Origin of the sequence: Collinsella aerofaciens (assembly GCF_040915425.1) — a bacterium.
GTDB classification, from domain to species: Bacteria; Actinomycetota; Coriobacteriia; order Coriobacteriales; family Coriobacteriaceae; genus Collinsella; species Collinsella aerofaciens_BW.
Genome location: NZ_JBCPDN010000006.1, coordinates 1 through 22465, shown reverse-complemented (window position 1 = coordinate 22465; position 22465 = coordinate 1). Strand labels below are relative to the sequence as shown.

19 protein-coding genes are annotated in these 22465 nt (G+C 60.6%); 10 read left to right on the top strand and 9 right to left on the bottom strand.

Translation table 11 applies throughout. From position 1 onward, the window contains the following. Positions 1-351 precede the first annotated feature (351 nt). The 3 genes from AB5164_RS01710 to AB5164_RS01700 form a co-directional block, all read right to left on the bottom strand. Positions 352-1392, bottom strand: coding sequence for a Gfo/Idh/MocA family protein (locus AB5164_RS01710; RefSeq protein ID WP_368142516.1), 1041 nt, complete (start codon positions 1390-1392; stop codon positions 352-354). A gap of 69 nt (positions 1393-1461) precedes the next feature. Then, positions 1462-2718 (bottom strand): MFS transporter, encoded by a 1257-nt coding sequence (locus AB5164_RS01705; RefSeq protein WP_368142517.1) that lies wholly within the window; start codon positions 2716-2718, stop codon positions 1462-1464. A 65-nt stretch (positions 2719-2783) separates the two neighbouring features. Beyond that, on the bottom strand, positions 2784-3665 hold the full coding sequence (locus AB5164_RS01700) for an SDR family NAD(P)-dependent oxidoreductase (protein WP_118934451.1): 882 nt from the start codon (positions 3663-3665) through the stop codon (positions 2784-2786). Between the two features lie 233 nt (positions 3666-3898). Here AB5164_RS01700 and AB5164_RS01695 point away from each other — a divergent pair, with 233 nt between their 5' ends. Further along, the gene (locus AB5164_RS01695) at positions 3899-4777 is read left to right on the top strand and encodes a LysR family transcriptional regulator (RefSeq protein WP_368142518.1); all 879 of its coding nucleotides are present in this window, start codon (positions 3899-3901) and stop codon (positions 4775-4777) included. Between the two features lie 43 nt (positions 4778-4820). On the opposite strand, the gene AB5164_RS01690 is transcribed toward AB5164_RS01695, so the two are convergent. The 4 genes from AB5164_RS01690 to AB5164_RS01675 form a co-directional block, all read right to left on the bottom strand. Beyond that, a complete protein-coding gene (locus tag AB5164_RS01690; protein WP_368142519.1) occupies positions 4821-5912 on the bottom strand; it encodes a GGDEF domain-containing protein in 1092 nt (363 codons plus the stop codon). Between the two features lie 533 nt (positions 5913-6445). Continuing rightward, positions 6446-8365: an ABC transporter ATP-binding protein gene (locus tag AB5164_RS01685; RefSeq protein WP_368142520.1), complete on the bottom strand. Its 1920-nt coding sequence runs from the start codon at positions 8363-8365 to the stop codon at positions 6446-6448. After that, the gene (locus tag AB5164_RS01680; protein ID WP_217750663.1) at positions 8358-10172 is read right to left on the bottom strand and encodes an ABC transporter ATP-binding protein; all 1815 of its coding nucleotides are present in this window, start codon (positions 10170-10172) and stop codon (positions 8358-8360) included. Before AB5164_RS01680 ends, AB5164_RS01685 begins: the two co-directional genes overlap by 8 nt. Further along, positions 10165-10671, bottom strand: coding sequence for a MarR family winged helix-turn-helix transcriptional regulator (locus AB5164_RS01675; RefSeq protein WP_368142521.1), 507 nt, complete (start codon positions 10669-10671; stop codon positions 10165-10167). The genes AB5164_RS01680 and AB5164_RS01675 overlap by 8 nt, the downstream gene beginning before the upstream one ends. A 331-nt stretch (positions 10672-11002) precedes the next feature. Here AB5164_RS01675 and AB5164_RS01670 point away from each other — a divergent pair, with 331 nt between their 5' ends. The 3 genes from AB5164_RS01670 (at position 11003) to AB5164_RS01660 (ending at position 13693) form a co-directional block, all read left to right on the top strand. Continuing rightward, complete coding sequence (locus tag AB5164_RS01670) at positions 11003-11827, top strand: PfkB family carbohydrate kinase (protein WP_368147746.1); 825 nt, start codon at positions 11003-11005, stop codon at positions 11825-11827. Beyond that, positions 11820-12149, top strand: a complete 330-nt coding sequence (locus AB5164_RS01665) for a TIGR04076 family protein (protein WP_349088742.1) — start codon at positions 11820-11822, stop codon at positions 12147-12149. The genes AB5164_RS01670 and AB5164_RS01665 overlap by 8 nt, the downstream gene beginning before the upstream one ends. A 182-nt stretch (positions 12150-12331) precedes the next feature. Beyond that, complete coding sequence (locus AB5164_RS01660; protein WP_368143222.1) at positions 12332-13693, top strand: ATP-binding protein; 1362 nt, start codon at positions 12332-12334, stop codon at positions 13691-13693. 156 nt (positions 13694-13849) lie between these two features. On the opposite strand, the gene AB5164_RS01655 is transcribed toward AB5164_RS01660, so the two are convergent. Beyond that, positions 13850-14296, bottom strand: coding sequence for a low molecular weight protein-tyrosine-phosphatase (locus tag AB5164_RS01655; RefSeq protein ID WP_368143223.1), 447 nt, complete (start codon positions 14294-14296; stop codon positions 13850-13852). Between the two features lie 45 nt (positions 14297-14341). Beyond that, positions 14342-15583, bottom strand: coding sequence for an MFS transporter (locus AB5164_RS01650; protein ID WP_368143224.1), 1242 nt, complete (start codon positions 15581-15583; stop codon positions 14342-14344). A 261-nt stretch (positions 15584-15844) separates the two neighbouring features. On the opposite strand from AB5164_RS01650, the gene AB5164_RS01645 reads away from it, so the two are divergent. The 6 genes from AB5164_RS01645 to AB5164_RS01620 all read left to right on the top strand — a co-directional run bounded on the left by AB5164_RS01645 (position 15845) and on the right by AB5164_RS01620 (position 22346). Next, positions 15845-16714 (top strand): hypothetical protein, encoded by an 870-nt coding sequence (locus AB5164_RS01645; protein WP_368143225.1) that lies wholly within the window; start codon positions 15845-15847, stop codon positions 16712-16714. 79 nt (positions 16715-16793) lie between these two features. Further along, positions 16794-17687 (top strand): aldose 1-epimerase family protein, encoded by an 894-nt coding sequence (locus tag AB5164_RS01640; protein ID WP_368143226.1) that lies wholly within the window; start codon positions 16794-16796, stop codon positions 17685-17687. A 278-nt stretch (positions 17688-17965) separates the two neighbouring features. Beyond that, on the top strand, positions 17966-18892 hold the full coding sequence (locus AB5164_RS01635; protein WP_368143227.1) for a transporter substrate-binding domain-containing protein: 927 nt from the start codon (positions 17966-17968) through the stop codon (positions 18890-18892). 9 nt (positions 18893-18901) lie between these two features. Continuing rightward, positions 18902-20050, top strand: coding sequence for an amino acid ABC transporter permease (locus AB5164_RS01630; protein WP_171025215.1), 1149 nt, complete (start codon positions 18902-18904; stop codon positions 20048-20050). A gap of 22 nt (positions 20051-20072) precedes the next feature. Beyond that, on the top strand, positions 20073-20858 hold the full coding sequence (locus AB5164_RS01625; protein ID WP_368143307.1) for an amino acid ABC transporter ATP-binding protein: 786 nt from the start codon (positions 20073-20075) through the stop codon (positions 20856-20858). A 72-nt stretch (positions 20859-20930) separates the two neighbouring features. After that, positions 20931-22346, top strand: coding sequence for a M20/M25/M40 family metallo-hydrolase (locus tag AB5164_RS01620; protein ID WP_368143308.1), 1416 nt, complete (start codon positions 20931-20933; stop codon positions 22344-22346). The last annotated feature ends 119 nt before the right edge of the window (positions 22347-22465 follow it).

Here is a 22465-nt window from a genome sequence, read left to right as displayed (position 1 = left end):
CCCAAAAGGCTGTTTTGGGGCCGCGCCACGAAACAGCCTATCTACTACGTTTTACCCGTAGGGGCTGACCATGCCTGGTTTTTCCGAAAATCGGCAAGTCGTCTACCTGCGGTTTTTATTTCGCGAAATTTGGCATGGTTAAGGGCGATCGGTTAAACGTAGTAGATAGGCCCATTTCGTGGCGAACGAATCAGACTGAGGCGCAAAATGGCCCCCGCCCCAGAAAAATCGTCGGCAAGGTAGCAAAATGCCCCGCGGGCAGGAGGCTGCTCGCGGGGCGAAGAAGAGGGGCTTGTTGGTGGCGGGCCGAGGGGTTCGGCATAGGAGTTTGCCGCGACCCGCCCTAAAGTATTACAGCTCGACGAGCTGGCCGGTCTCGGCGGCCTCCTTGATAGCGTTGAGAAGCGTGAGCGTCTTAACGTTGTCGGCGGGGGTCACGACGGGCTCGACCTCGCGGCGGACAACCTTCACAAAGTGCTTGAGCTGCATCTTGTGCGGCAGTGCCGGGTCGACGGCCGGAATCTCCATCTGCAGCGGCTTATGCCAGTTGGAGGCGCCGTCGTAGGAGAACTGGTGCAGGCGGGGCAGCGACAGGGCGCCCTTAGTGCCGCCGATAAAGTAGGCGTCGGCGTCGAAGGGGCGGTACTGCGGATCCTCGCGAGCGGTTGCCTCCCAGTTCCAGGGGCTGGCGGTGGCGTCGGAGATGGTCATGCTTGCGAGCGCGCCATCGGCAAAACGGACGTTGACCACGGCGGAGTCCTCGGTCTCAAAACCGCGGGCGGCGCTGGACTGCATACCCTGGACGGCAACGGGCTCGCCCAGCAGATAGCGGAGCAGGTCGACGTCGTGAACCAGGTTGACCAGGATCGGGCCGGCACCCTTCTTGCGGCGCCACTCGACATCGAAATACTCGTCGTTCTTATAGATCATGTAGTGGAGGCTCGACACGGTGAGCTTGCCTAGCTCGCCAGACTCGATGATCTCCTTGGCCTTGTTGACGAAGGGGTTGTGGCGACGGTGCTGACCCACGAGCACGGGCACGCCGGCGGTCTCGGCCTCGGCGGCGAAGGCCTGGGCATCCTCCAGGTCGTTGGAGATCGGCTTTTCGATCAACGGCACGATATTGCGCTTCACAGCCTCGCGGGCAACGCCCAGGTGCAAGTCGTTGGGGGTGGCGATAATGACGGCCTCGGGTTTGACCTCGTCCATCATCTGGGCGGGATCGGTGTAAAACGGCACGCCGGCGGCCTCGGCCGTGGCGCGAGCGCCCTCAAAGGCGTCGGCGATGGCGACGAGTTCGGCCTCGGGTTCCTCGGTGACAAAGCGGATGTGGTTGCGGCCCATGGCGCCGGCGCCGATAACGGCAATGCGGACGGGGTTGAGCTCAGACATTTCGACTCCTTAATACTGGTGACCGGTGGGATGCGACAAAGGGGCTGTCCCTTTGTCGCATCGGTAAAACTAGGCGGACTTCTTCTTGCTGTCGGAGACCATCATGTAGACGGTGAGCACGACGGCGATGGCGGCGATCACAATGGCGCCGTAGAAGGACTGCTGGTAGGCGGCGCTGCCGGCCTCGGCGTGATACAGCACGGCGGTGATGGGCTGGCTGATCCAGGTGGAAGCGGCATAACCCAAAAACATGATGCCGTAGTTGACGCCGATGTTGCTGGTGCCAAAGGCGCCACCGGTGAGCGGCGGGTAGATGACGAGCAGGGCGCCAAAGCTAAAGCCGAGCAGGGCGAGCGCCACAAAGAACATGCTCTGCGTAAAGCTCATCGACATGATGACGAGTGCGACGATGGTGACGACAAGGCTGATGAGCAGCGACTTATAGGCGCCGAGCTTGTCGATGATCTGGCCAAAGGACAGACGGCCGACCAGGTTGGCGCAGGTGTTGACGGAGACGACCACGCCGCCGAGGGCGACGGCCGCGGCGCTCGTGGGGTCGGCGAAGAGCTGGACGGCGGCGATGGAGGCAACCTTGCCCACGAGCAGGGTGCCCGCGGTGGCGGCAAAGGCGAAGGTGACGATGAGGACCCAGAAGCGCGGGGTCTTGACCATCTCGCCCGGGGTGAGGTCGCCGAAGGTGCCGGCATGCGCGCCGCCCTTGGGGGCCTCGAAGCCCTCGGGCAGCCAACCGGCCTCAGGGGCCTTCAGGAACAGGGCGGAGGCGGCGATCGTCACAAAGAAGATGACGCCGAGTGCCTTGAGGGCGTCAAAGATGCCCAGGCTCGGGATGAGCAGCGAGGCGAGCACCGGGGACAGTACAGCGGGGCCGGCGGTCGAAGCGGCCAGGGTGATGCCGGAGGCGAGGCCCTTCTTGTCGATGAACCACTTTTGGCCGGTGGTGAGCGCCGGGTTGTAGCCCAGGCCGTTGCCGATGGCGGCGACGAGCGAGAACCACAGGTAGAACTGCCACGGCTCGGTGACGGTACCGGACATGAACCAGCCCAGGCCGTAGCACACGGCGGCGGCGATCACGACGTTGCGCGGGCCGATCTTATCGGAGATGCGGCCGGCGAAGATGCCCGTCACGGCCATGATGGTCTGAAAGACCGGGAAGGCCCAGGTAAGAGCGCTGGACCACTCGGGGTAGACGGCGAGCAGGTTCTTGCTCACGACGGAATACAGCGCGATGGAGCTGATGAAGAACATGGTGACGCACGCGGCGGAAAGCACGACGGCGCGACCCTTGCTGGAGTTGGTGGAAGCCATTGGACTCTTTCTAATCGATACGGGGGAGGGGCAGGCGTATTCGCGGGCCTCTCTGTTAGGTTGGTTTACTGGTCAGTCGGCTTGGCGACGCCGGACTCATCGGACCAAAGCTCGACACCCTTGTTCTTAAGGTAGTTGTCGGCATAGGCTCGGCGGCCGCCGGGCTTGGCGGTGAGGTCGCCCATCATGTTGGAGAAGCCGCCGTCGACCTTGATGGCGTCGCCGGTGGTAAAGTCCGAGCGCTTGGACGCCAGGAACATGACGGCGTTGGCGATATCGCTGACCTCGCCGATGCGGCGCGTGGCGATCAGACGGCTGCGGCTCTTCTCGACCTCGGGGTCGGCGTAGAAGTTGGCCGACATCGGGGTCTTAACGAAGCAGGGCTCGACGCAGTTGGAGCGCACGCCGTAGGGGCCCCACTCGGCAGCCAGCATCTTGGACATCATGTTGACGCCCGCCTTGGTGGAGCTGTACACGCCCGAGAACGTCTCGGGGGAGTGACTGGCGACGGTCGAGATGTGCACCAAGCGGCCCTGGCCGGCCTTGATCATCTCGCGACCAAAGCGCTGCGAGGTGATGAAGTAGCCGGTGAGGTTGACGTTGAGCACCTGCTCCCAGTCGCTCAGCGGCAGGTCCTCCATGGCGGCGAAGCGCAGAATGCCGGCGGTGTTGACGAGAACGTCGACGCGGCCGAAGTCGGCGATGGTGGCATCGACGGCGGCCTGAACCTCGGCCTCGTCGGTGGCGTTCATCTTGTAACCCTCGGCGTGGATGCCAAACTCGGCGGCGAGGTCGGCGGCTGCGGCCTTGACCTTCTCCTCGTCCAGGTCGAGCAGGACGACGTTGGCGCCGTTGCGGGCGAACTCGCGGCAAATCTCGACGCCCATACCGCCGAGTGCGCCAGTCACGGCGCAGACATCGCCCTCGAGCTTGAGCCAATTGCTCATAGGAACTTCCCTTCTTGTGCCTCCCGGTGGGTCGCTCCCATTAATCGACCCACGTGGTTTTCGCTGGTTATCGTATGCTTTGCATTTGCGCAGGTGAATTGCATATTTGTTAGAATGGCGTTAACCGTAGGTTTACACTGTGCGATGCGGTTTTTCCTCAATTAAGCGCGTGGCCTGCGAAAACAACCCCCTGTGGCATCATGTGGCCACAGGCGCGAAAACGGGAGATTGACGTGTACGATCGACGACTTGAGGCCATATCGGCCGCCGCGGAGCTGGGAAGCTTCTCGCGTGCGGCGGCAAAATTGCGCGTGTCGACCCCGGCGCTCGTCAAACAGGTGTCGGGATTCGAGGCCGAGTTCGGCATCACGTTGTTCGAGCGCTCGCATTCTGGTGTTAAGGTGACGCCGGCAGGTGCTCTGCTGGTAGACGATGCACGTTCGATCATGCGGCAGTCCGAGGACGCGCTACGCCGTGCCCGACGCGCGGCGGGCGATGGCGGGGCCGTGCGTCTGGGCGTGTCGATGATGTGCCCGGGGCGCCAAACGCTGTCGATGTGGTCGGGCGTACACGAGCTGGAACCGTCGCTGCGATTTGAGATCGTGCCGGTAAGCGACCTCTATGACGAGCGCGAGACCGTCATGCGCAGCCTCGGTCGCGAGGTCGATGTGGTGCAGTCGAGTTTTTCGACCCCGCGCTGGGGTGACGCCTGCCAAAAGCTTCGCATTGTCAACGTGCCGTTTTATATCGACCTGCCGCGCACGAGCCCGCTGGCGCGCAAGAATCGCATTGCGGTCGCCGACTTGGAGGGTATGCGCCTGCGCGTGCTCCGCCACGGCAACGACGCTATGGACAGCCTGCGTATCGATCTTTTGGCAGACGGCGGCGTGGACGTGATCGATGTGGATAGCTTCGACTTTGCGCTCTTTAACGAGGCGGAGGAAAAGGGTGACGCGGTGCTCACCTGCGGCGCATGGTCGGGGGTGCACCCGGCCTTTGTGGGCGTACCGTTCCTGTGCGGCCGCGAGGTGCCGGTCTTTTTGCACTATCCGCTCGAGCCGACCCTCCAAGTACAAAAATTCATCAACGCCATGGCACAACTTCTCAAATAGCCAAAAGAGTCCCGTCCCAAATTAGCTACCCTTTGCTACGGGTTTAGCGGTCCTCGCGTTGCGGCCCGGCTGCCTCGGCTGTCTTTACGCGGTTCTTGTTGATGTACATGTTTTTGTCGGCCTGGGAAAAGAGCTCGCGCATCGTAGGCGGTTCATCAAAATCACTGGAAAGCGCATAGCCCACCGCATAGCTGATAGGCATGTCGGGATGAGTCTCGGAATACTCGTTCACGTTCGCGCGAACCCGAGCGAGACAGGACTCCACGGCAGCTCGATCGGTATCTCGCAGCACCGCGATAAACTCATCGCCGCCGTCGCGGCCCACAAAGCAGGTCTCCGACGCCACGCGCCCCAGCTGCTGGGCAAAAGAACGGATGTATTCGTCGCCCTTCTCGTGGCCGAAGCTGTTATTGACCGTATGCAGATTGTTAAGGTCGAAGACGCACACCGCAACGGGCGCCTCCGCGGAGACAGGCTGCTCCTGCCCCAAGACCTCCTCGCACTTGTTCTTGTTGGGCAGTCCTGTGGCTTCGTCGAGATAGACTTTGTTCTGCAGTTCGCGATTGAGCGCGGCAGTTCGCACCGCGCGAACAAGTTCGACCGCAAAGGTCGCCACCAAGCCCATGATGTCGATGATCACCAGGCCCTCGAGATAGTTGAGCGCCGACGCCTTCTCCTGAGAGTAGTCCTCTGCGAGTCGCGTAGCATCGTCGCAAATGCCAAAGAACTCCTCGCTCATGGAGATGATGTCGGTGTTCTCATAGCCGACTTCGCGCACGCGGATGATCTCGGTGCAAAGCTCATCAAAATAATTTGCAAGCTCGGTCATCTTTGCCTGATACTCATCGTCGTCGAGACGGACGAGGTTGAGGTCGTCACTTCCGTAACGCAAACCGTTGATGTATGAATCCACGGCTTTGAGCAGGTCATCTTGAGGCTGGCCCGCATCCTCGAGCTTAACGATTCGCTGCGTGGTACCGCGCACCAGACCGGCGTAGTTGACCACACGCGCCGTGCCCTGGATATCGGAGACGAGCAGCATAACATTGATGAAGAAGAAGATGAGAACTGCCGTGAGCACCATCATGAGCAGGCGCACCGCCTGGCCGGCCTTCTTGGCGACAGAAGTATTCACAAGTTCACTCCCCTAAATGACAAAAGAACAGGTAGCACGCAGTGTGCTGAAATTCATGGGTGGTTAACTCTACCATATGGGCCAGCAGCCTCAAACTGCAGCAGACGCTCGTCCAAATTGGCGTGACGCTTGCCTTGTTGTTCTTGACCTGGCCGCGCTATCGGACATGCTTCTGGTCTTGGATCACCATGGGAAAGCTCATCCCGTTTTGTGCGTCTAGAGTGGGATGCGGCTTCCCAAAGGTGCCGTTAGGGGAAATCACATCCCGGTTTATGCCCTTGAAATGGGATACCGTTTCCCGGAGGGGGCCCAGCGGGAAACGGCATCCCATTCTGGGCCCGAAAAGTGGGATACGGTTTCCGGCCGGCATGAATAAAGCCTCCGCAGCTCGTGTGGCTGCGGAGGCTTTATTCGTTGCGGCGCATTGTGTTTGGGTCGTTGAGATGAGTCGATTTGCCCCGAAAGAGGAGGGCATTGACCTTAGGGTCATGCCCGACGAATGAGCGGCAAATCGGCCATCTCGGCGAGCCGAACTACTCCAGCTCAAACGCTCCGGTATAGAGCTGGTAGTAATATCCGCGCTTGGCAATCAGCTCGTCGTGGTTGCCGCGCTCGATGATGCGGCCGTGATCCAGACAGATGATCGCGTCGGAGTTGCGCACGGTGGACAGGCGGTGCGCGATGACAAACGTCGTGCGGCCTTCCATGAGCTTGTCCATGCCGGCTTGCACGATGGCCTCGGTGCGGGTATCGATGCTCGACGTGGCCTCGTCCAGGATCATCGCCGGCGGATCGGCGACGGCGGCGCGTGCGATCGAAATCAGCTGGCGCTGGCCCTGCGACAGCTGTGCGCCGTTGCCGGTGAGCATGGTGTCGTAGCCGTCGGGCAGGCGGGTGATAAAGTCGTCCGCGCCCGCGAGCTTAGCCGCCTTGATGCACTCCTCGTCGGTGGCATCCAGATTGCCGTAGCGGATGTTATCCATCACGGTGCCGGTGAACAGGTTCACGTCCTGCAGCACCACGCCCAGCGAGCGGCGCAGATCTGCCTTGCGGATCTTGTTGACGTTGATGCCGTCGTAGCGGATCTTGCCGTCGGCGATGTCATAGAAGCGGTTGATGAGGTTGGTGATGGTCGTCTTGCCGGCACCGGTGGCGCCGACAAACGCGACCTTCTGACCCGGCTTGGCAAACACGGACACGCCGTGCAGCACCTCGTGGTCGGGCGTGTAGCCAAAGTCGACGTTGTCCATGACCAGGTCGCCACGCAGCGGCACGTATTCGATCTCGCCGGTCGCGCGGTGCGGATGTTTCCACGCCCACATGCCGGTGTGGTGGTCGGCCTCCTCGAGCTGCCAGGTGTCGGGGTTCACCTGCGCGTTGACGAGCGTCACGTAGCCCTCGTCGGCCTCGGGCTTCTCGTCAATGAGCTCAAAGATGCGGTCGGCACCGGCGAGGCCCATGACCACGGCGTTGATCTGCTGCGAGATCTGGCCAATCTGTCCGCAGAACTGCTTTGTCATGTTGAGGAACGGCACCACGACGGCGATGGACAGCGCCATGCCCGAGATGCTCAGGTTGGGCACGCCCAGCGCCAGGAAAATGCCGCCTGCCAGTGCGACCAGCACGTAGAGCAGGTTTCCCAGGTTCATAAGGATGGGCATGAGGATGTTGGCGTACATGTTGGCCTTCTGCGAGACCTCGAAGAGCTTTTCGTTGCGCTCGTCAAAATCGGCCTCGGCGGCAGACTCGTGGCAGAATGCCTTGACGACCTTCTGGCCGTTCATGACTTCCTCGATATGGCCCTCGACAACGCCGAGCTCGGTCTGCTGCGCAATAAAGAAGCGCGCGGAGTTGGAGCCGAGCAGCTTGGTCATAAAGGTCATAAAGGCGACGCCTGCCACAATGACCAGGCACATCCAAACACTGTAGTACAGCATGATAAAGAACACCGTGACGATGACGATGGTCGTCATGAGCAGGTTGGGCAGCGACTGGCTGATCATCTGGCGCAGCGTGTCGATGTCGTTGGTGTAGTGGCTCATGATGTCGCCGCGCTGGTGCGTGTCGAAGTAGCGAATCGGCAGGTCCTGCATGCGGTTGAACATCTTCTCGCGCAGCTTCTCGAGCGAGCCCTGCGTGACGATGGCCATGGCGCGGTTCCAGAACAGCGAGGACAGGATGCCGACGCCGTAGATGCAGGCGAGGGTGGTCACGAGCTGTGCGATCTTGGGCTGTGCAGCTTCCCAATCGCCCGACTGCCACGATTCGCTAATAATCTGCAGGGCGCTCTGAAGGAAGGTCGCGCCGATGGAGTTGATGATGGCGCAGAGCACCACGCCGACGACGACGAGGGGCAAAAGCACGGGGTAGAAGCCAAAGAGCGTCTTGATGAGGCGCGACATGGTGCCACCCTTGCGGTTGAGCGCGCGCTCGGCGGTCGTTGCCTTACTCATGTGCCTCGCCTCCTTCCTTGGTCTGAGCTTGTGTTGCGGATGCCTCGGTGTCGGCTTCGACGGCCTCTTCGCCCTCGGCAGACATCTTGTTCTGCGAGGTGAAGGTCTCGCGGTAGATCTCGCTCGTCTTGAGCAGCTCGTCGTGGTTACCGATCTGCGCGATACGGCCGCCCTCCATGACGATGATGCGGTCTGCGTCCTGCACGGAGCTAATGCGCTGGGCGATGATGAGCTTGGTCGTGTTGGGCAGATAGCTTGCCAGCCCTGCGCGAATCTTGGCGTCGGTCTTGGTGTCGACGGCGCTGGTGGAGTCGTCCAGGATCAAGATCTTGGGGCGACGCAGCAGGGCGCGCGCAATGCACAGGCGCTGCTTCTGACCTCCCGAGACATTGGAGCCGCCCTGTTCGATCCAGGTGTCATAGCCCTTGGGGAAGCCGTCGACAAACTCGTCGGCGCAGGCCAGATGTGCCGCCTCGCGGACCTCCTCGTCGGTGGCGTTCGGGTCGCCCCAGCGCAGATTCTCGGCGATGGTGCCGCTAAACAGCACGTTTTTCTGCAGCACCATGGCGACCTGGTGGCGCAGGGCGTCCAAGTCGTAGTCGCGCACATCCACGCCGCCCACGCGCACGGTGCCCTCGGTGGTGTCGTACAGACGGGCGATAAGGTTTACAAGCGTGGACTTGGCCGAGCCGGTGCCGCCGATGATGCCGATGGTCTCGCCGCTCTTAATGTGCAGGTCGATATCGTCGAGCGCCTGGCGCTTCGCATGCGCGGAATACTTAAAGCTCACGTGGTCAAAGTCGATGGAGCCATCGGCGACCTCGAGCACGGGCTCGGCGGGATCGGCGATCGTGGGCTCGGCGGCCAGCACCTCGGTGATGCGGTGCGCCGATTCGTCGGCCATGGTCACCATGACAAAGATCATCGATAGCTGCATCAGGCTCATGAGGATTTGGAAGCCATAGGTAAAGATCGAGGAGAGCTGGCCCACGTCGAACAGCGTGCCCTGGCTCGTGATGATGAGCTTGGAGCCCAGGTAGATGATGACGACGAACGCGCCGTTGACGCAGATGTTCATCATGGGGTTGTTAAAGGCGAGCAGCTTCTCGGCGCGGGTGAAGTCCATCTGGACGTCGCGTGCGGCGGTCGCGAACTTCTCCTTCTCAAAGTCTTCGCGCACGTAGCTCTTGACCACGCGCATGCCGGTGACGTTTTCCTCGACGGACTCGTTAAGGGCGTCGTACTTGTGGAACACGCGCGAGAAGATGGGACGCACCTTAAAGATGATAAAGAACAGCCCAAAGCCCAGCAGCGGAATGATGACCAGGTAGACCATGGCGACGCTGCCGCCCATGATAAATGCCATGGTAAAGGCGAAGATCAATACCAGCGGCGCGCGCACGGCGATACGGATGATCATCATAAAGGCCTGCTGCACGTTGTTGATATCGGTGGTCAGGCGCGTGACGAGCGAGGAGCTCGAGAACTCATCGATGTTGGCAAAGCTGAACGTCTGGATCTTGTAGAACAGGTCGTGACGCAGGTTCTTAGCGAAGCCGCAACTCGCATGGCTGCAGGTGACGCCGGCAGCGGCGCCAAAAGCAAGCGACGTCAGCGCGATGAGCACCAAAAAGCCCGCGGTGGGAAGCATCTCGGCTACGGTGGTGCCATCTTTGATGGCGTCGATCAGGTTGGCGGTGATAAATGGAATCAGCATCTCGCAGAGCACCTCGCCAAGCACGAGCAACGGCGTGGCAACGGTGACTTTCATATAGTCGCGGATGCTGCCCATGAGGGTTTTAATCATCCAGTTCCTCCCAGGTTACACGGATTTTATCGAGCATTTCGGCGAGGTCCTCGCGCTCGTCGTGGGTGAGCGCACTAAAGGCCTGCTCTCTAAAGCGAATGCGGGCTGCCTGGTCGATGCGGGCGTTTTCCCGGCCGGTCTCGGTCAGGCGAATGGTGAGCTGCCGTCGATCCTTGGGGTTACGGCTGCGCTCGATGAGGCCGTTGAGCTCGAGCTTGGACAGGATCTCGGAAAGCGACCCCGGCTTGAGGTCAAAGTGCATGCCGAGTTCCTGCTGCGACATCTCGCCGCCGGGTTGCTTGGCCAGCAGGCAGATGATGGGCGCCTTGCCGGACACGCCTCCGCCATGAAAATGCATGTAATGGCCGCAAAAGCCCAGGCCATTGAGGATGCGCTTGGCAAGCTTGTCTTCTGAGCTAACCGCTTCGGGTGCATCCGCCGGCTGTGACGGATCGCCGTCGGGCTCGTGCGAACAAAGGTTAAGAGGTTCATCGCACATGAATTAGTGTTGCTCCTTTCTTTAGTTAGGTAGTGGAATTGTTTTGTGCCTAACCAATCTAGGAGCATGAGAAATGAATGTCAAGGTACCAAACTTATTAAGTTACGGCGTTTTGCCAAACGCCGTAACCGCTCGACGCTGCAAACGTTCCTAAGCGGCAATCTGGCGTTCAATCGTCGGGCATGGCCGCAAGGCCTATGCCCCCCATTTCCGAAACCTTTCCGCAACAATGCGCTCTTCGCGACCCTGGCGACCGCTCACAACGCCTCCTGCGCTACACTTAGTCGCACTGTGGCGCTGCTGCGCCGTGCCCGAACCAAGGGAGACCCTCATGAAGAACACTCAGCTGCTGCTGATCAACGATATGTGCGGCTACGGCAAGGTCGCGCTTTCCGCCATGCTGCCGGTGCTGTCGCATATGGGCTACCGCATCCACAACCTGCCGACGGCGCTGGTGTCCGATACGCTCAACTATCCCAAGTTCTACATCCACGACACCACCGAGTACGTGCGCCAGAGCCTCGCCATCTGGGAGGAGCTCGGCTTTGAGTTCGATGCCATCTCGACCGGCTTTATCGTGACCGAGGAAGAGACGCGCATCATTTCGGACTTCTGCCACCGTCGCGCGCAAAAGGGTACCAAGGTGTTCGTCGACCCCATCATGGGCGACAACGGCAAGCTCTATGCGGGCGTGCCCGAGTCCACGATTGGCCTTATGCGGCATCTGCTGGAGTGCGCAGACTACGCGGTGCCCAACTATACCGAGGCATGCCTGCTCACCGATACGCCTATCGCCGAGCAAATCACGCCCGACGAGGCCCGCGCCCTTGTGGACGCCGTGCGCGAGCTGGGTGCCAAGTCGGTGGTCATTACGAGCGCCGTGGTCAATGGCACGAACGCGGTTATCGGTTACGACCATGTGGCGGGGGAGTACTTTACGATTCCCTTTGAGCTCATTCCGGTTTATTTCCCGGGCACGGGCGACACGTTCTCGGCGGTGCTCGTCGGCCGCGTTATGGCCGGTTGGAGCCTTCAGCACGCGACGAGCGATGCCATGCGCGTGGTAGCGGAGCTTATCGAGCGCAATGCCGACCAAGAGGACAAGTCGGCCGGCCTTCCCATCGAGGCCTGCCTGGATGTGATCGACCATGAGTAACGCTGGCGAGAACGGCGCCAGGCCTGCGGGCGGGGGCAAGCCGCTCGGCGCGCCGCGTGGAAAGCGTCCACGTATCCGCGTGAGTTGCGTGGACCAGTTGGGCACATGCCGCTGCCATCACGGGCACAAGCCGGGCGACGTTTTTGACTTCGACCGAGATCGCGGCAAGATGTGCGCCATGGCCTGCCATGTGGGCTTTCCCTATATCGATATCTTGCGCTATGGCGGAACCGTGCCCGGCAACGAGCCTGGTACGGCAAAGTTCTGCTGCCCCGAGGTCGATACGCTGAACGTCTGGCTTGCCGAGATCGTCGACGAATAGTCGAGCGCAATGTGACAAAGGGACAGTCCCTTTGTCACATTCGCCGGTGGTGTTCCTTCTATTGTGCTTGTAATCTCAAATCTCTGCATTTCATCCGATTTTAGGTTCTAAAAACTCTGCATTTCATCGATAATCAAGCGTATAAAACTTTGCATTTCATTTGATGACACTGAGGAGGGCCTATGCTGCGCAGGAAAATAGCGGCAGAGCTGGAGCGTTGGCTGAAGTCTTCCGAGCAAAAGGCCTTGTTCATTACGGGTTCTCGCCAGATCGGCAAAAGCTATTCGATTCGCGCATTTGGCAAAGCCAACCATGCAACCTACATCGAGCTTAACCTCATGGAAAATCGCCAGGCAAAAGATGCTCTTCTCGAGGCGCGGGATGCCGATGATTTCATCAGCAGGGTGACGCTTCTTTCGGGAAAGTCGATTGCGCCAGGCAAAACGCTTGTGTTTATCGATGAGGTCCAAGAAGCCCCCGACATTATGACGATGGCAAAGTTCCTTGTTGAGGATGGGCGCTGCCACTGGGTGTTTTCGGGGTCAATGCTCGGGACCCAGTTCAAGGGCGTCAGGTCCTATCCCGTGGGGTATGTCCACGAGCTTAGGATGTTCCCGCTCGATTTTGAGGAGTTTTGCTGGGCAACCGGAGTGAGCGAGGGGGCTCGCCAAACGATACGTGACGCGTGTATCAGCGAGAGGCCCATTCCTGATTACATTCATGACGCGATGATGGCAAACTTCAGGACCTATACCGTTGTCGGCGGAATGCCGGAGGTCGTGCAGCGTTTCCTTGACACGCAGGGCGACCTTGCCTCTGTTCGTCAGCTACAGTCCGAGCTCAACGAACAGTACCGACGGGATATTTCCAAGTATGCAAGCGGGCGTGCCCTTCAGGTGCAGAGCATCTACGATCAGCTCCCCATTATGCTTGAGGGCGAACACAAGCGTTTCGTGCTCAATTCCATTGACCCCAAGGCGCATTATGAGAAGTACCAGCGAGATTTTGTCTGGCTTGTCGATGCCGGCGTTGCTCTCAAAGCCGATATCGTAACCGAGCCAAAGTCGCCCCTGCTCAAGACGGCACGGCCATCGCAGTTCAAGCTATACCAATCGGATACGGGCATGTTGATGGCGCGCTACCCCGTTGGAGTCGCCCAAGCGGCGTATCTTGATAGCAAGGAGCCCAATCTGGGCGGCATTTACGAAAACGTGGTGGCCCAGCAGCTGGCTGCCCAAAATCGCCAGCTTTACTACTATCAGACAAAAAAGCGCGGTGAAGTGGACTTTGTGGTCGACGGACCGGATGGGACGGCTGTTCCGATCGAGGTTAAATCGGGCTCCTATTACCACGCGCACGCTGCGCTCGGTCATGTGCTTGATACGGCTGAATATGGCGCAAGGCTCGGGATTGTTTTCTCGAGAGGCAACGTTGAGCGCAACGGAGCGGTTCTTTATTTGCCGCTATATGCGACCTGGGCCCTTTCGGATGTTTTGGGCGACTCCTGTGCCGAGGGGATAAAGCTGGAGGTCAAGCCGGTCTAGGGCCAGTCCCGGATGTGACAAAGGGGCAGTCCCTTTGTCACATTCATGAGCGTGGATTTTCTCCCGTTTAGAGCGCGCTTGAACGCTCAAAGTGGGAGATTATCCACGCTCGTTTTATGCCGATGGCGTGGCACGTGCGTCCGCGTGCTCGCTTGCCTATAACTGCTCGAGCATGGCCGTGCAGCCGGCGAGCACATCGCGGTAGGTGGCATCGAAGTTACCGGTGTACCAGGGATCGGCCACGTCGCCGGGACGATCGGTCCAATCGAGCAGGCGCGAGATCTTGCTATCGGGATCGCTGTCAAAAATGCGACGCAGACCGCGCGCGTTCTCGGCATCCATATAGACAATGTGGTCCCAGTCACCATACTCCGCGCGACGCACCTGGCGCGCACGGTGGGCAACGACAGGAATCCCGACTTCACGCAGCTTGGCAACGGTGCCACGATGCGGCGGGTTGCCGATCTCCTCGGTCGACGTCGCAGCGGAATCAATGGCAAACTCCGCCTCGCGTCCAGCGCGGCGCACCAGCTCGGTAAACACGGACTCAGCCATCGTCGAGCGGCAGATGTTCCCATGACAGATAAACAGTACGCGTTGCATATGCGGTTTCCTTTCGATCGCCATCATCGAGCTCGAGTATCGCATCTACGCCTGCACCCTCGCCCGCTTGCGCTCCCAGCGAGCCAGCTTAATCGTCACCAGCGTGAGCACCCAGGCCACAAGCGAGAACGCGGCTCCCACTGCGCCCACGTACGCAATGCCAACGCTGCTTACCACGGCGCCGCCTACTGCGGTGCCAAACGAGATACCAACGTTAAACGCCATGGGCTCAACCGAACTTGCGAGTACCATCGACTTGGGATGGCGGCTGCGTGCCACGTCCATAAAGTGCGTGATGCACGACACCGAGAACAGGTACATGAGCAGCGCCAAGCTAAAGACAAAGACCAGCGCGAGCGGCATGGTGCCGCCCACAGCAAACAGTCCGAGTAGCGCCGCAGCCTGCAGCACAAACGTCACAAGCAGCGCCTTCATGCCAAAGCGCGCGTCAATCCATCCACCCAGGATGTTCGAGATCAGGCAGAACACGCCGTAGGCCATAAGCGTGGTACTGGCTTCGACCGTGCCCATGCCCAGCACCTGCTCAAGATAAGGCGTTACGTAGCCGTAGAACACATAGACCGACCCCACGCCAAACAAGAAGATGAGCATGCCGGTGATGATGCTCGGTTCGCGTAGGAGCCCCGCCTGCTCGCGGAAGGTGGCAGGCTCGTCGGTTTGCCCAGCGCGCGGCATAAACGCCACGAGCGCTCCGCAGATCAGAACAGCAAAGGTCAGCGTGCCGTACATGGCCACGTGCCAATCGAGCGTGTCGGCCACAAACTTGCCGATCGAAGTGACAAAGACCATTGCCACGGAAAACGCACCATATACCACCGAGATGGCAAGCGAAGTTTGCTGCGGGGACAGAAGCTCAGGGATGTACGTCACGCCCACGGCGAGCAGTGCGCCCGAGACGGAGCCCAGGACAATGCGCGAGATAAAGAGCACCTGGAAGTTGGGCGCCAACGCCATGACCAGGTTGCCGAGCACAAAGACGATGCTGTAGCACACGAGCAGCTGGTAGCGGCGGAATCGCCCCGTGCTGAGCGCAAGCACCGGCGTCGCGATGGCGTAGACCAGCGCGAACACGCTGATGAGCTGGCCCGCAGTGGCAAGTGATACGCCGAGTTCCGTCGCCAGGTCGCTTTCGATGCCGATGACCACGAACTCGGAGCAGCCGAGCGAGAATCCCAACAGCACGAGCAGCGCCAGGCAAAGATTGGTGCGCGCAGGTGAAAGCGCGGCAGCGGTTGATGCTGTTGTGGACGAAGTTACGGTGGTCAAGGCAGTTGCTCCCATGTTGCGCTATATGAGCTGGATTCAATCCCTGCAACTCTAGCAGAATGTGACAAAGGGACAGTCCCTTTGTCACATTCGCGGCGTGGCTGCCGCCTAAACCGTCACAACATTCGATGAAAATCTCGAAAACGAGGAAAAACGTCGAATGTTGTGACGGTTTTCGTGTCCGGCGCGGGTGAGCTTCGGTGCCGTCTGGGGGTATAAGACTAGCGAGTGTTTATTTGCGAGGCCTAAGGGGCGCCCCGTATGGATATCGATAACTTTGAATGGTGGTATAGCGAGGGTGAGGCTCCGGACGAGGAGTGGGACGAGCCCATGCCGCGTGACGTGTCGAGCGACGAGGACGAGACCGGCAACGACGTCGCCGCCGATTCGGACGCCGCCCTCGACCCCGTCGAGCCCCTGACCTTCGAACAAGCTTGGGCCCAGGCCGAGGCAGACGAGGCCAAGGCCGACGCTACGGCCACGCTCGGCGAGCCAGCCGACATGTCCATCTCGCCGGCAAAGATCCCGCAGCCGCGTCACACCATCGACCCCGACAGCACGGCATCCTTCAGCATTCTCGACGTGCCCGCGCAAGGCGCCCAGGCGCCTGCGCCCACACATCGCCCCGACCTGGCTCGTGAGGAAGACGCGGGCCGCCGTTCTCCGCTCGGCCCCATCCTCATCGCCTTCATGGCCGGCGTTATCGCATGCTCGGTAATTGGTAGCGTTTGGAGCCATGTTGAACAACAGCGAAAAGACGCCGCCAAGGTCGAGATGTCTGTCGAGCAATCGCTCGGTCGTACGCGCTCGGTACATGTGTCGGTCGAGGTCAAGGACGGCGCGACGTGGGACACCGCGCGTGGCGACAGCCAAATGCTCATCCACATCGTGGGGCGTACGCTCAAAGGGCAGACGATTGACGAGTATCAATACGTCAATTCCGCTGGTGACGGCATCGAGCTCAAGCCCGGCGACTACGAGCTCACCGTCGACGAACCGCCCGTCGCCACCGACGGCACGCGCTTCCGCGCCTCAAAGCGCATGGTTCCCGTGAGCTTTAACTCGCAGGCGCCCGATACGGTCGATAGCACTCCGCAGGGCGGGTTTGACCTTTACGCTATTGCTCAATAACTGCGCCTGTCGCTCAACCCCGCCGCCAAGAGTGGGACAATAGCCCTCGACACCGTTGTTTACTTTTGGAGGAAGTAGCATGTCTACCGTCACTACCATCAAGCGCGGCAGCCTCACCGCGGCCATCGATTCCATGGGCGCCCAGCTCACGAGCCTTGCCCTCAACGGCAACGAGTATCTGTGGCAGGGCGACCCCGCCTTTTGGGGCAAGCATGCGCCCATCCTGTTCCCCATTGTGGGCTCGCTGCGCAACAACACGGCGACGTCTGCGGCTGGCACCTGCGAGATGCCGCGCCACGGCCTCGCGCGCATCGTCGAGCACAAGCTGGTCGAGGTTTCGGAGGACGGCTCCTCGGTAACGTACGAGATCACCGACACGCCCGAGTCGCTCAAGGCCTTTCCGTTCCACTTTAAGCTCAACATGACCTATGCCCTGACTGGTGACGCCACACTTACCCAGACCTTTGCCGTCACCAATACCGGCGACGTGGACCTGCCGTTCTCGGTGGGCGGCCACCCCGCGTTTAACGTACCGGCTCCCGGTGCCGAGGATGAGGCATTCGAGGATTACGAGCTGGCGTTTACCGAGGCTTGGACTAATGAGGCTCCCATCATCACGCCCGACGGTCTTATGACGTTCGAGGGTAGTTACAAGGCTCCCGATAACTCGGACGTGCTGCCCATCACGCACCGCAGCTTCGATAACGACGCCATCATGTTCACCGATACCCCGGGCTCCACGCTCACACTGCGCGGCCGCAAGTCGGGCCACGGCGTCAAGATCGACTTTGAGGGCTTTAAGTACATCGGCGTGTGGTCTGCCGCCAACGACGCTCCGTTTGTGGCGCTCGAGCCCTGGACCGGTCATACCACCACGGACACCGAGGACGACGTCTTTGAGCACAAGGTCAACACCATCACCTTGGCTCCCGGCGCTACCGACAAACGTAGCTTTAGCGTCACCTTGCTCTAGAGGTTCCGCCGTTCTGACGAACGGCGGGCCGGTCGACGCTGCGCGCCGCCCAGAGCGACAATTTGTCATTCAAAAGGCATGGCATGACCAGAAGGTCTATGCCTTGCCTTTTTCATGCCAACTTGTTTGCTCTGGGCGGCGCTCGCTGGCATTGCCAAAACATCGACGCTCCCAATGACTACCGTGTGTCTATTAATTTTTCGAGCTTGTACTGCGCTGCTGGTCGCTGGCGTATATCCTGTCTTGTTGTCAGCAAAACGAAATAGGGAAGGCACCAGATGCAATCTCGACAACAACACGGCACGCATGTCCAGCCGGTATGCAGCCGTCGCATCTTTTTGGGTAGCGCTCTCGCTGCGAGCGCTTCTGTCGTCGCCGGCGCACTTGCCGGTTGCCAGCGTCCCTCCACGCTGGAAGTAGTTCAGCCCACGACGGGCGGCGGTCGCGACGACCTGTCCGATTCCGTGATCGGCAAGGACAAGATCCGTATCGGCATGGAGGCGGCCTACGCCCCGTACAACTGGCAGGTCTCCGAAGCCAGCGAGTACACCATCCCCATCGACAACGTGCAGGGCGCCTATGCCGATGGTTACGACGTGCAGATCGCCAAGATCGTCTGCAAGGCCCTCGGCGGCGAGCCCGTTGCCGTCAAACAGAGCTTCTCGGGCCTTATCGACTCGCTCAACAACGGCCAGATCGACCTCATCATCGCCGGTATGAGCGCCACGCCCGAGCGCGAGGAGTCTGTCGGCTTTTCCGACCCGTACTTTATTGGCTACTTTGGCCTGTTCGTAAAAGAGGGCTCGCCCTACCAAAACGCGACCAAGCTCAGCGACTTTAGCGGCGCTACGGTGCTCGGCCAAAAGGACACCATGCTCGATACCGTCATCGACGAGATTCCGGGCGTTGCCCACAAGAACCCGGTCGATTCGGTTCCCACGGTGTTTTCGAACCTGCTGCAGGGCACGTGCGACGCCGTGACCTATAACACCGAGAACGAGAAGGGCTATATGGCCCAAAACCCGGGCATCGTCCCCATTCATTTTGCCGAGGGCGAGGGCTTTAAGCAGGAGGTCGCGGCAAACGTCGGCTGCCGCAAGGGCTCGGACAAGCTGCTTAAGCTCATCGACAAGACACTCAAGGGCATTAGCCAAGAGGAGCGCGACCAAATGTGGGACGCGTGCCTCGACCGCCAGCCGGCATAGGGAGGCAGCATGAAAACCATCAATCGTCTGGCCTCCTTTATCAAGGCCGACCACCGTTATGTGTACCTGGGCACGAGCGTTATCGCGGCGCTCGGCCTGGCGTTTAGCCAGCGCAACCCCACACCGCTGAGCTTCTTGGCTCCCACGGGCGTGTTTCAAGATTGCCTTTGGGCAATCCTGTGGGCGTGGCTCGTCGTGTCGGCGGCGGCGCTGGTCACCAAGCTTATGCACTGGAGCGACTATCGCGAAAAGTCGCCGTTCGCATCCGAGCGTTTCCGTCGTGGAGCACGTTTAGGCAGCTACGTCGTGGTCGCCATCGCGGCAGTTTTCTTTATCGACCGCTGCGTCATGTCGTTTATCGACCTGGTGCAGGTGAGCATTGTCTCGGATTCCAACCCCAGCGACTTTTTGTCGAGCCTGGTCTACATGACCTACAAGAGCGGCGACTTCTTCATTCGCGGTATCGAGATCACCATCGCGCTTGCCACCTTCGGCACCGTCATCGCATTCTTCCTGGCACTGCTCTTTGTGTTCCTGCGTATTCAGACCTTCGACCGCGTGGATAACGATCTGGTGCGCTTCTTTAAGAGTATCGGCCGCGGCTTTGCGACCATCTACTCCACCATCGTGCGCGGCACGCCCATGATGGTCCAGGGCCTGCTCATCTATTACGCGGGCTTCACCGTTTTGCGCGGCATGGGCTTCGAGACCGCTCAGGCCAACCAGATTTGGAGCACCTTCACCGCCGGCCTCGTTACCATCTCGCTCAACTCCACCGCCTACATGATGGAGGTCCTGCGCGGCGGCATCGAGTCCATCGATCCCGGCCAGGCCGAGGCGGCGCGCTCGCTGGGCCTTTCGCAGTGGCAGGCTATGCGCAAGGTCGTGTTCCCCCAGGGCATTAAAAACGCGATTCCGGCGCTCACCAACGAGCTCATCATCAACATCAAGGATTCGTCGGTGCTCTCGGTCATCGGCGTGTTTGACCTCATGTACGCCACCACCACCGTCGCCGGCGTGTACTACCGCCAGATGGAGGTCTACTGCGTGGCGCTCGTGGTCTACCTGATCCTGACGCTCGTGGCGAGCCGCCTGCTCGAGGCCTTTGGCAAAAAGCTCGGCGCCGAGGCTCCGGTCACGCTGCCCAGCTCAAACTAGGCTCAAGACGAGGAGAATTATCATGGCAGATACCGCCATTACCGGCGTTGCGGCCTCCGCACAGACCAATGAGCCGCTCATCCGCGTTGAGGGCCTGCGCAAGAGCTTCGGCTCGCTCGAGGTACTCAAGGGCATCGACCTGTCCGTTAACCCCGGCGAGGTCGTCACCATTATCGGCGCCTCGGGCTCGGGCAAGTCGACTTTCCTGCGCTGCCTCAACCTGCTCGAGACCCCGGACGCGGGCCACATCTGGTTCCACGGCCAGGACCTCACGGCCGAGCGCTGCAACATCAACAAGCTGCGCGAGGACATCGGCATGGTGTTCCAGGGCTTTAACCTGTTCAACAACATGGATGTGCTCGACAACTGCACGCTCGCGCCCGTCACGCTCAAAAAGATGAGCAAGGCCGAGGCCGAGAAGGTCGCGATGGAGCATCTGACGAGCGTGGGGCTCGAGAAGTTCGCGCACGCCGCCGTGGGTCGCCTGTCCGGCGGCCAAAAGCAGCGCGTTGCCATCGCTCGTGCCCTATGCATGAATCCGCAGATCATGCTGTTCGACGAGCCGACCTCCGCACTCGACCCCGAGATCGTGGGAGAGGTGCTCGAGGTCATGCGCAAGCTCGCTGCCGACGGCATGACCATGGTCGTCGTCACGCACGAGATGGCCTTTGCCCGCACGGTGTCCGACCGCGTGGTCTTTATGGACAAGGGCGTGGTCCTCGAGGACGCCGCGCCGGCGGAGCTCTTTGGCAACCCCAAGCACCAGCGTACCCGCGAGTTCCTCTCGCGTTATCTCGAGGATAAATAGCCGACCGCAAACGCTTACGTGGCAGGGCCGCTCCGGTGGGGCGGCCCTCGTCATCACAATCGAAAGGATGTCATGGCCGAGGTTTGGCGCTTCTTTGCGCATGAGGATGATTTTGCCGGTATAGACGAGGCCGGCGCATGCGAGCGCCTGGGCCGTGTGCTGTCGTTTCCGACCATTTCGAGTATGGATGCCGAGGCGGTGGACTGGCAGCCGTTCGACGACCTGCGCGCGTATATGCAGCAGGCTTGGCCGAACGTATTTACGACGGGTAAGGCCGAGCTCATCGATCATTCGTTGCTGGTGACGCTTTCCGGCTCCGACCCCGCACTCAAGCCCGTTGTGCTCATGGGTCACATGGACGTGGTCCCCGTGGTGCCGGGTACCGAGGACGACTGGACGTACGCTCCCTTTAGCGGGCATGTAGACGACACCTACATTTGGGGTCGCGGCGCCATCGATATGAAAGACCAGGTCGCAGGCATTCTCGAGGCGGTTGAGTATGCGCTGGCGCACGGTTGGCAGCACGAGCGCACGCTGCTCCTGGCCTTTGGCCAGGACGAGGAGACTACGCAGTACGGCGCAGGCGCCATCGGCCGCGCGCTCGAGGAGCGCGGCATTGAGCTTGAGTACCTGATCGACGAGGGTGACTACCGCATCGTTCCGGCTGCCGAGTACAGCGCGGGCGAGGGCTGGCTTATGCATGCCGACCTTGCCGAGAAGGGCTATGCCGATATTGTGCTCAAGACGAAGAGTGAGGGCGGGCATTCGTCCAACCCCTACGGCGGCACGTCGCTCGAGGTGCTGAGCCGTGCCATCACCGCAATCTGCGATATCGAGTGGCCGACGCGCGTGACCGACTTGCTTGCCGCCCAACTCGTCGAGTTGGGGCTCTACACGGCCGATGAAATTGCCGCCAACGGGGATGCCATTGTCCGCGAGTGCCTCGCCAGTAAGAAGCTCTATCCGCTGGTGACGACCACCTGCGCGCCCACGCAGATCGAGGGTGGCAGCACCGGCGCCAACGTAATGCCGCAGGATATGTGGGCCAATATCAATTTCCGTATGCTCGAGGGCACGAGCGTGGCCGATGTCGTGGCCCGCTGCCGCGTCGCCGTTGCCGAGGCGGGGCTCGCCGACCGTGTCGAGGTCGAGCTCGGCCCTGGCAGCTCCGAACCCTCGCCGTCTCCGCGCATCGGCGGACCGGGACTCGAGGCGGTTCGCTCCATCGCCGCCCGCTATTTCCGTGATCCAAAGGGGATGGAGGAAAACGGATCATCCGAGCCGTTGGCGATTGTCCCCTCGACCGTGACCGGCGCGACCGACGCTGCCAACTACCAGCGCATTTGCTCCGAGTGCATTCGCTTCTCGGCCTTTGTGGTTGATGACGACGAGTGTGATCGCGGCGTCCACGGCACCAACGAGCGCATCACCCGCCGCGCCTACCTCCAGGGCATCCGCTTCCTCGTCGCTCTACTCCAAACGCTCTAGCCAAAAAGCAAGCCCTTGGTGCAATGGGGTCAGGTTTGTTTGGGTTGATTTCCGATCTCAGCCGAACACATTGAGCAAATAGGCCATTCCCGCACCTAGCCGAACGCCCCCGCGGCCCC

Coding starts and splice junctions, on each gene's coding strand:
- AB5164_RS01630 (WP_171025215.1), top strand. CDS start 18,902: ATGAAAACCATCAATCGTCTGGCCTCCTTTATCAAGGCCGACCACCGT.
- AB5164_RS01645 (WP_368143225.1), top strand. CDS start 15,845: ATGGATATCGATAACTTTGAATGGTGGTATAGCGAGGGTGAGGCTCCG.
- AB5164_RS01620 (WP_368143308.1), top strand. CDS start 20,931: ATGGCCGAGGTTTGGCGCTTCTTTGCGCATGAGGATGATTTTGCCGGT.
- AB5164_RS01660 (WP_368143222.1), top strand. CDS start 12,332: ATGCTGCGCAGGAAAATAGCGGCAGAGCTGGAGCGTTGGCTGAAGTCT.
- AB5164_RS01685 (WP_368142520.1), bottom strand. CDS start 8,365: ATGAGTAAGGCAACGACCGCCGAGCGCGCGCTCAACCGCAAGGGTGGC.
- AB5164_RS01635 (WP_368143227.1), top strand. CDS start 17,966: ATGCAATCTCGACAACAACACGGCACGCATGTCCAGCCGGTATGCAGC.
- AB5164_RS01680 (WP_217750663.1), bottom strand. CDS start 10,172: ATGATTAAAACCCTCATGGGCAGCATCCGCGACTATATGAAAGTCACC.
- AB5164_RS01710 (WP_368142516.1), bottom strand. CDS start 1,392: ATGTCTGAGCTCAACCCCGTCCGCATTGCCGTTATCGGCGCCGGCGCC.
- AB5164_RS01625 (WP_368143307.1), top strand. CDS start 20,073: ATGGCAGATACCGCCATTACCGGCGTTGCGGCCTCCGCACAGACCAAT.
- AB5164_RS01700 (WP_118934451.1), bottom strand. CDS start 3,665: ATGAGCAATTGGCTCAAGCTCGAGGGCGATGTCTGCGCCGTGACTGGC.
- AB5164_RS01640 (WP_368143226.1), top strand. CDS start 16,794: ATGTCTACCGTCACTACCATCAAGCGCGGCAGCCTCACCGCGGCCATC.
- AB5164_RS01655 (WP_368143223.1), bottom strand. CDS start 14,296: ATGCAACGCGTACTGTTTATCTGTCATGGGAACATCTGCCGCTCGACG.
- AB5164_RS01675 (WP_368142521.1), bottom strand. CDS start 10,671: ATGTGCGATGAACCTCTTAACCTTTGTTCGCACGAGCCCGACGGCGAT.
- AB5164_RS01705 (WP_368142517.1), bottom strand. CDS start 2,718: ATGGCTTCCACCAACTCCAGCAAGGGTCGCGCCGTCGTGCTTTCCGCC.
- AB5164_RS01670 (WP_368147746.1), top strand. CDS start 11,003: ATGAAGAACACTCAGCTGCTGCTGATCAACGATATGTGCGGCTACGGC.
- AB5164_RS01665 (WP_349088742.1), top strand. CDS start 11,820: ATGAGTAACGCTGGCGAGAACGGCGCCAGGCCTGCGGGCGGGGGCAAG.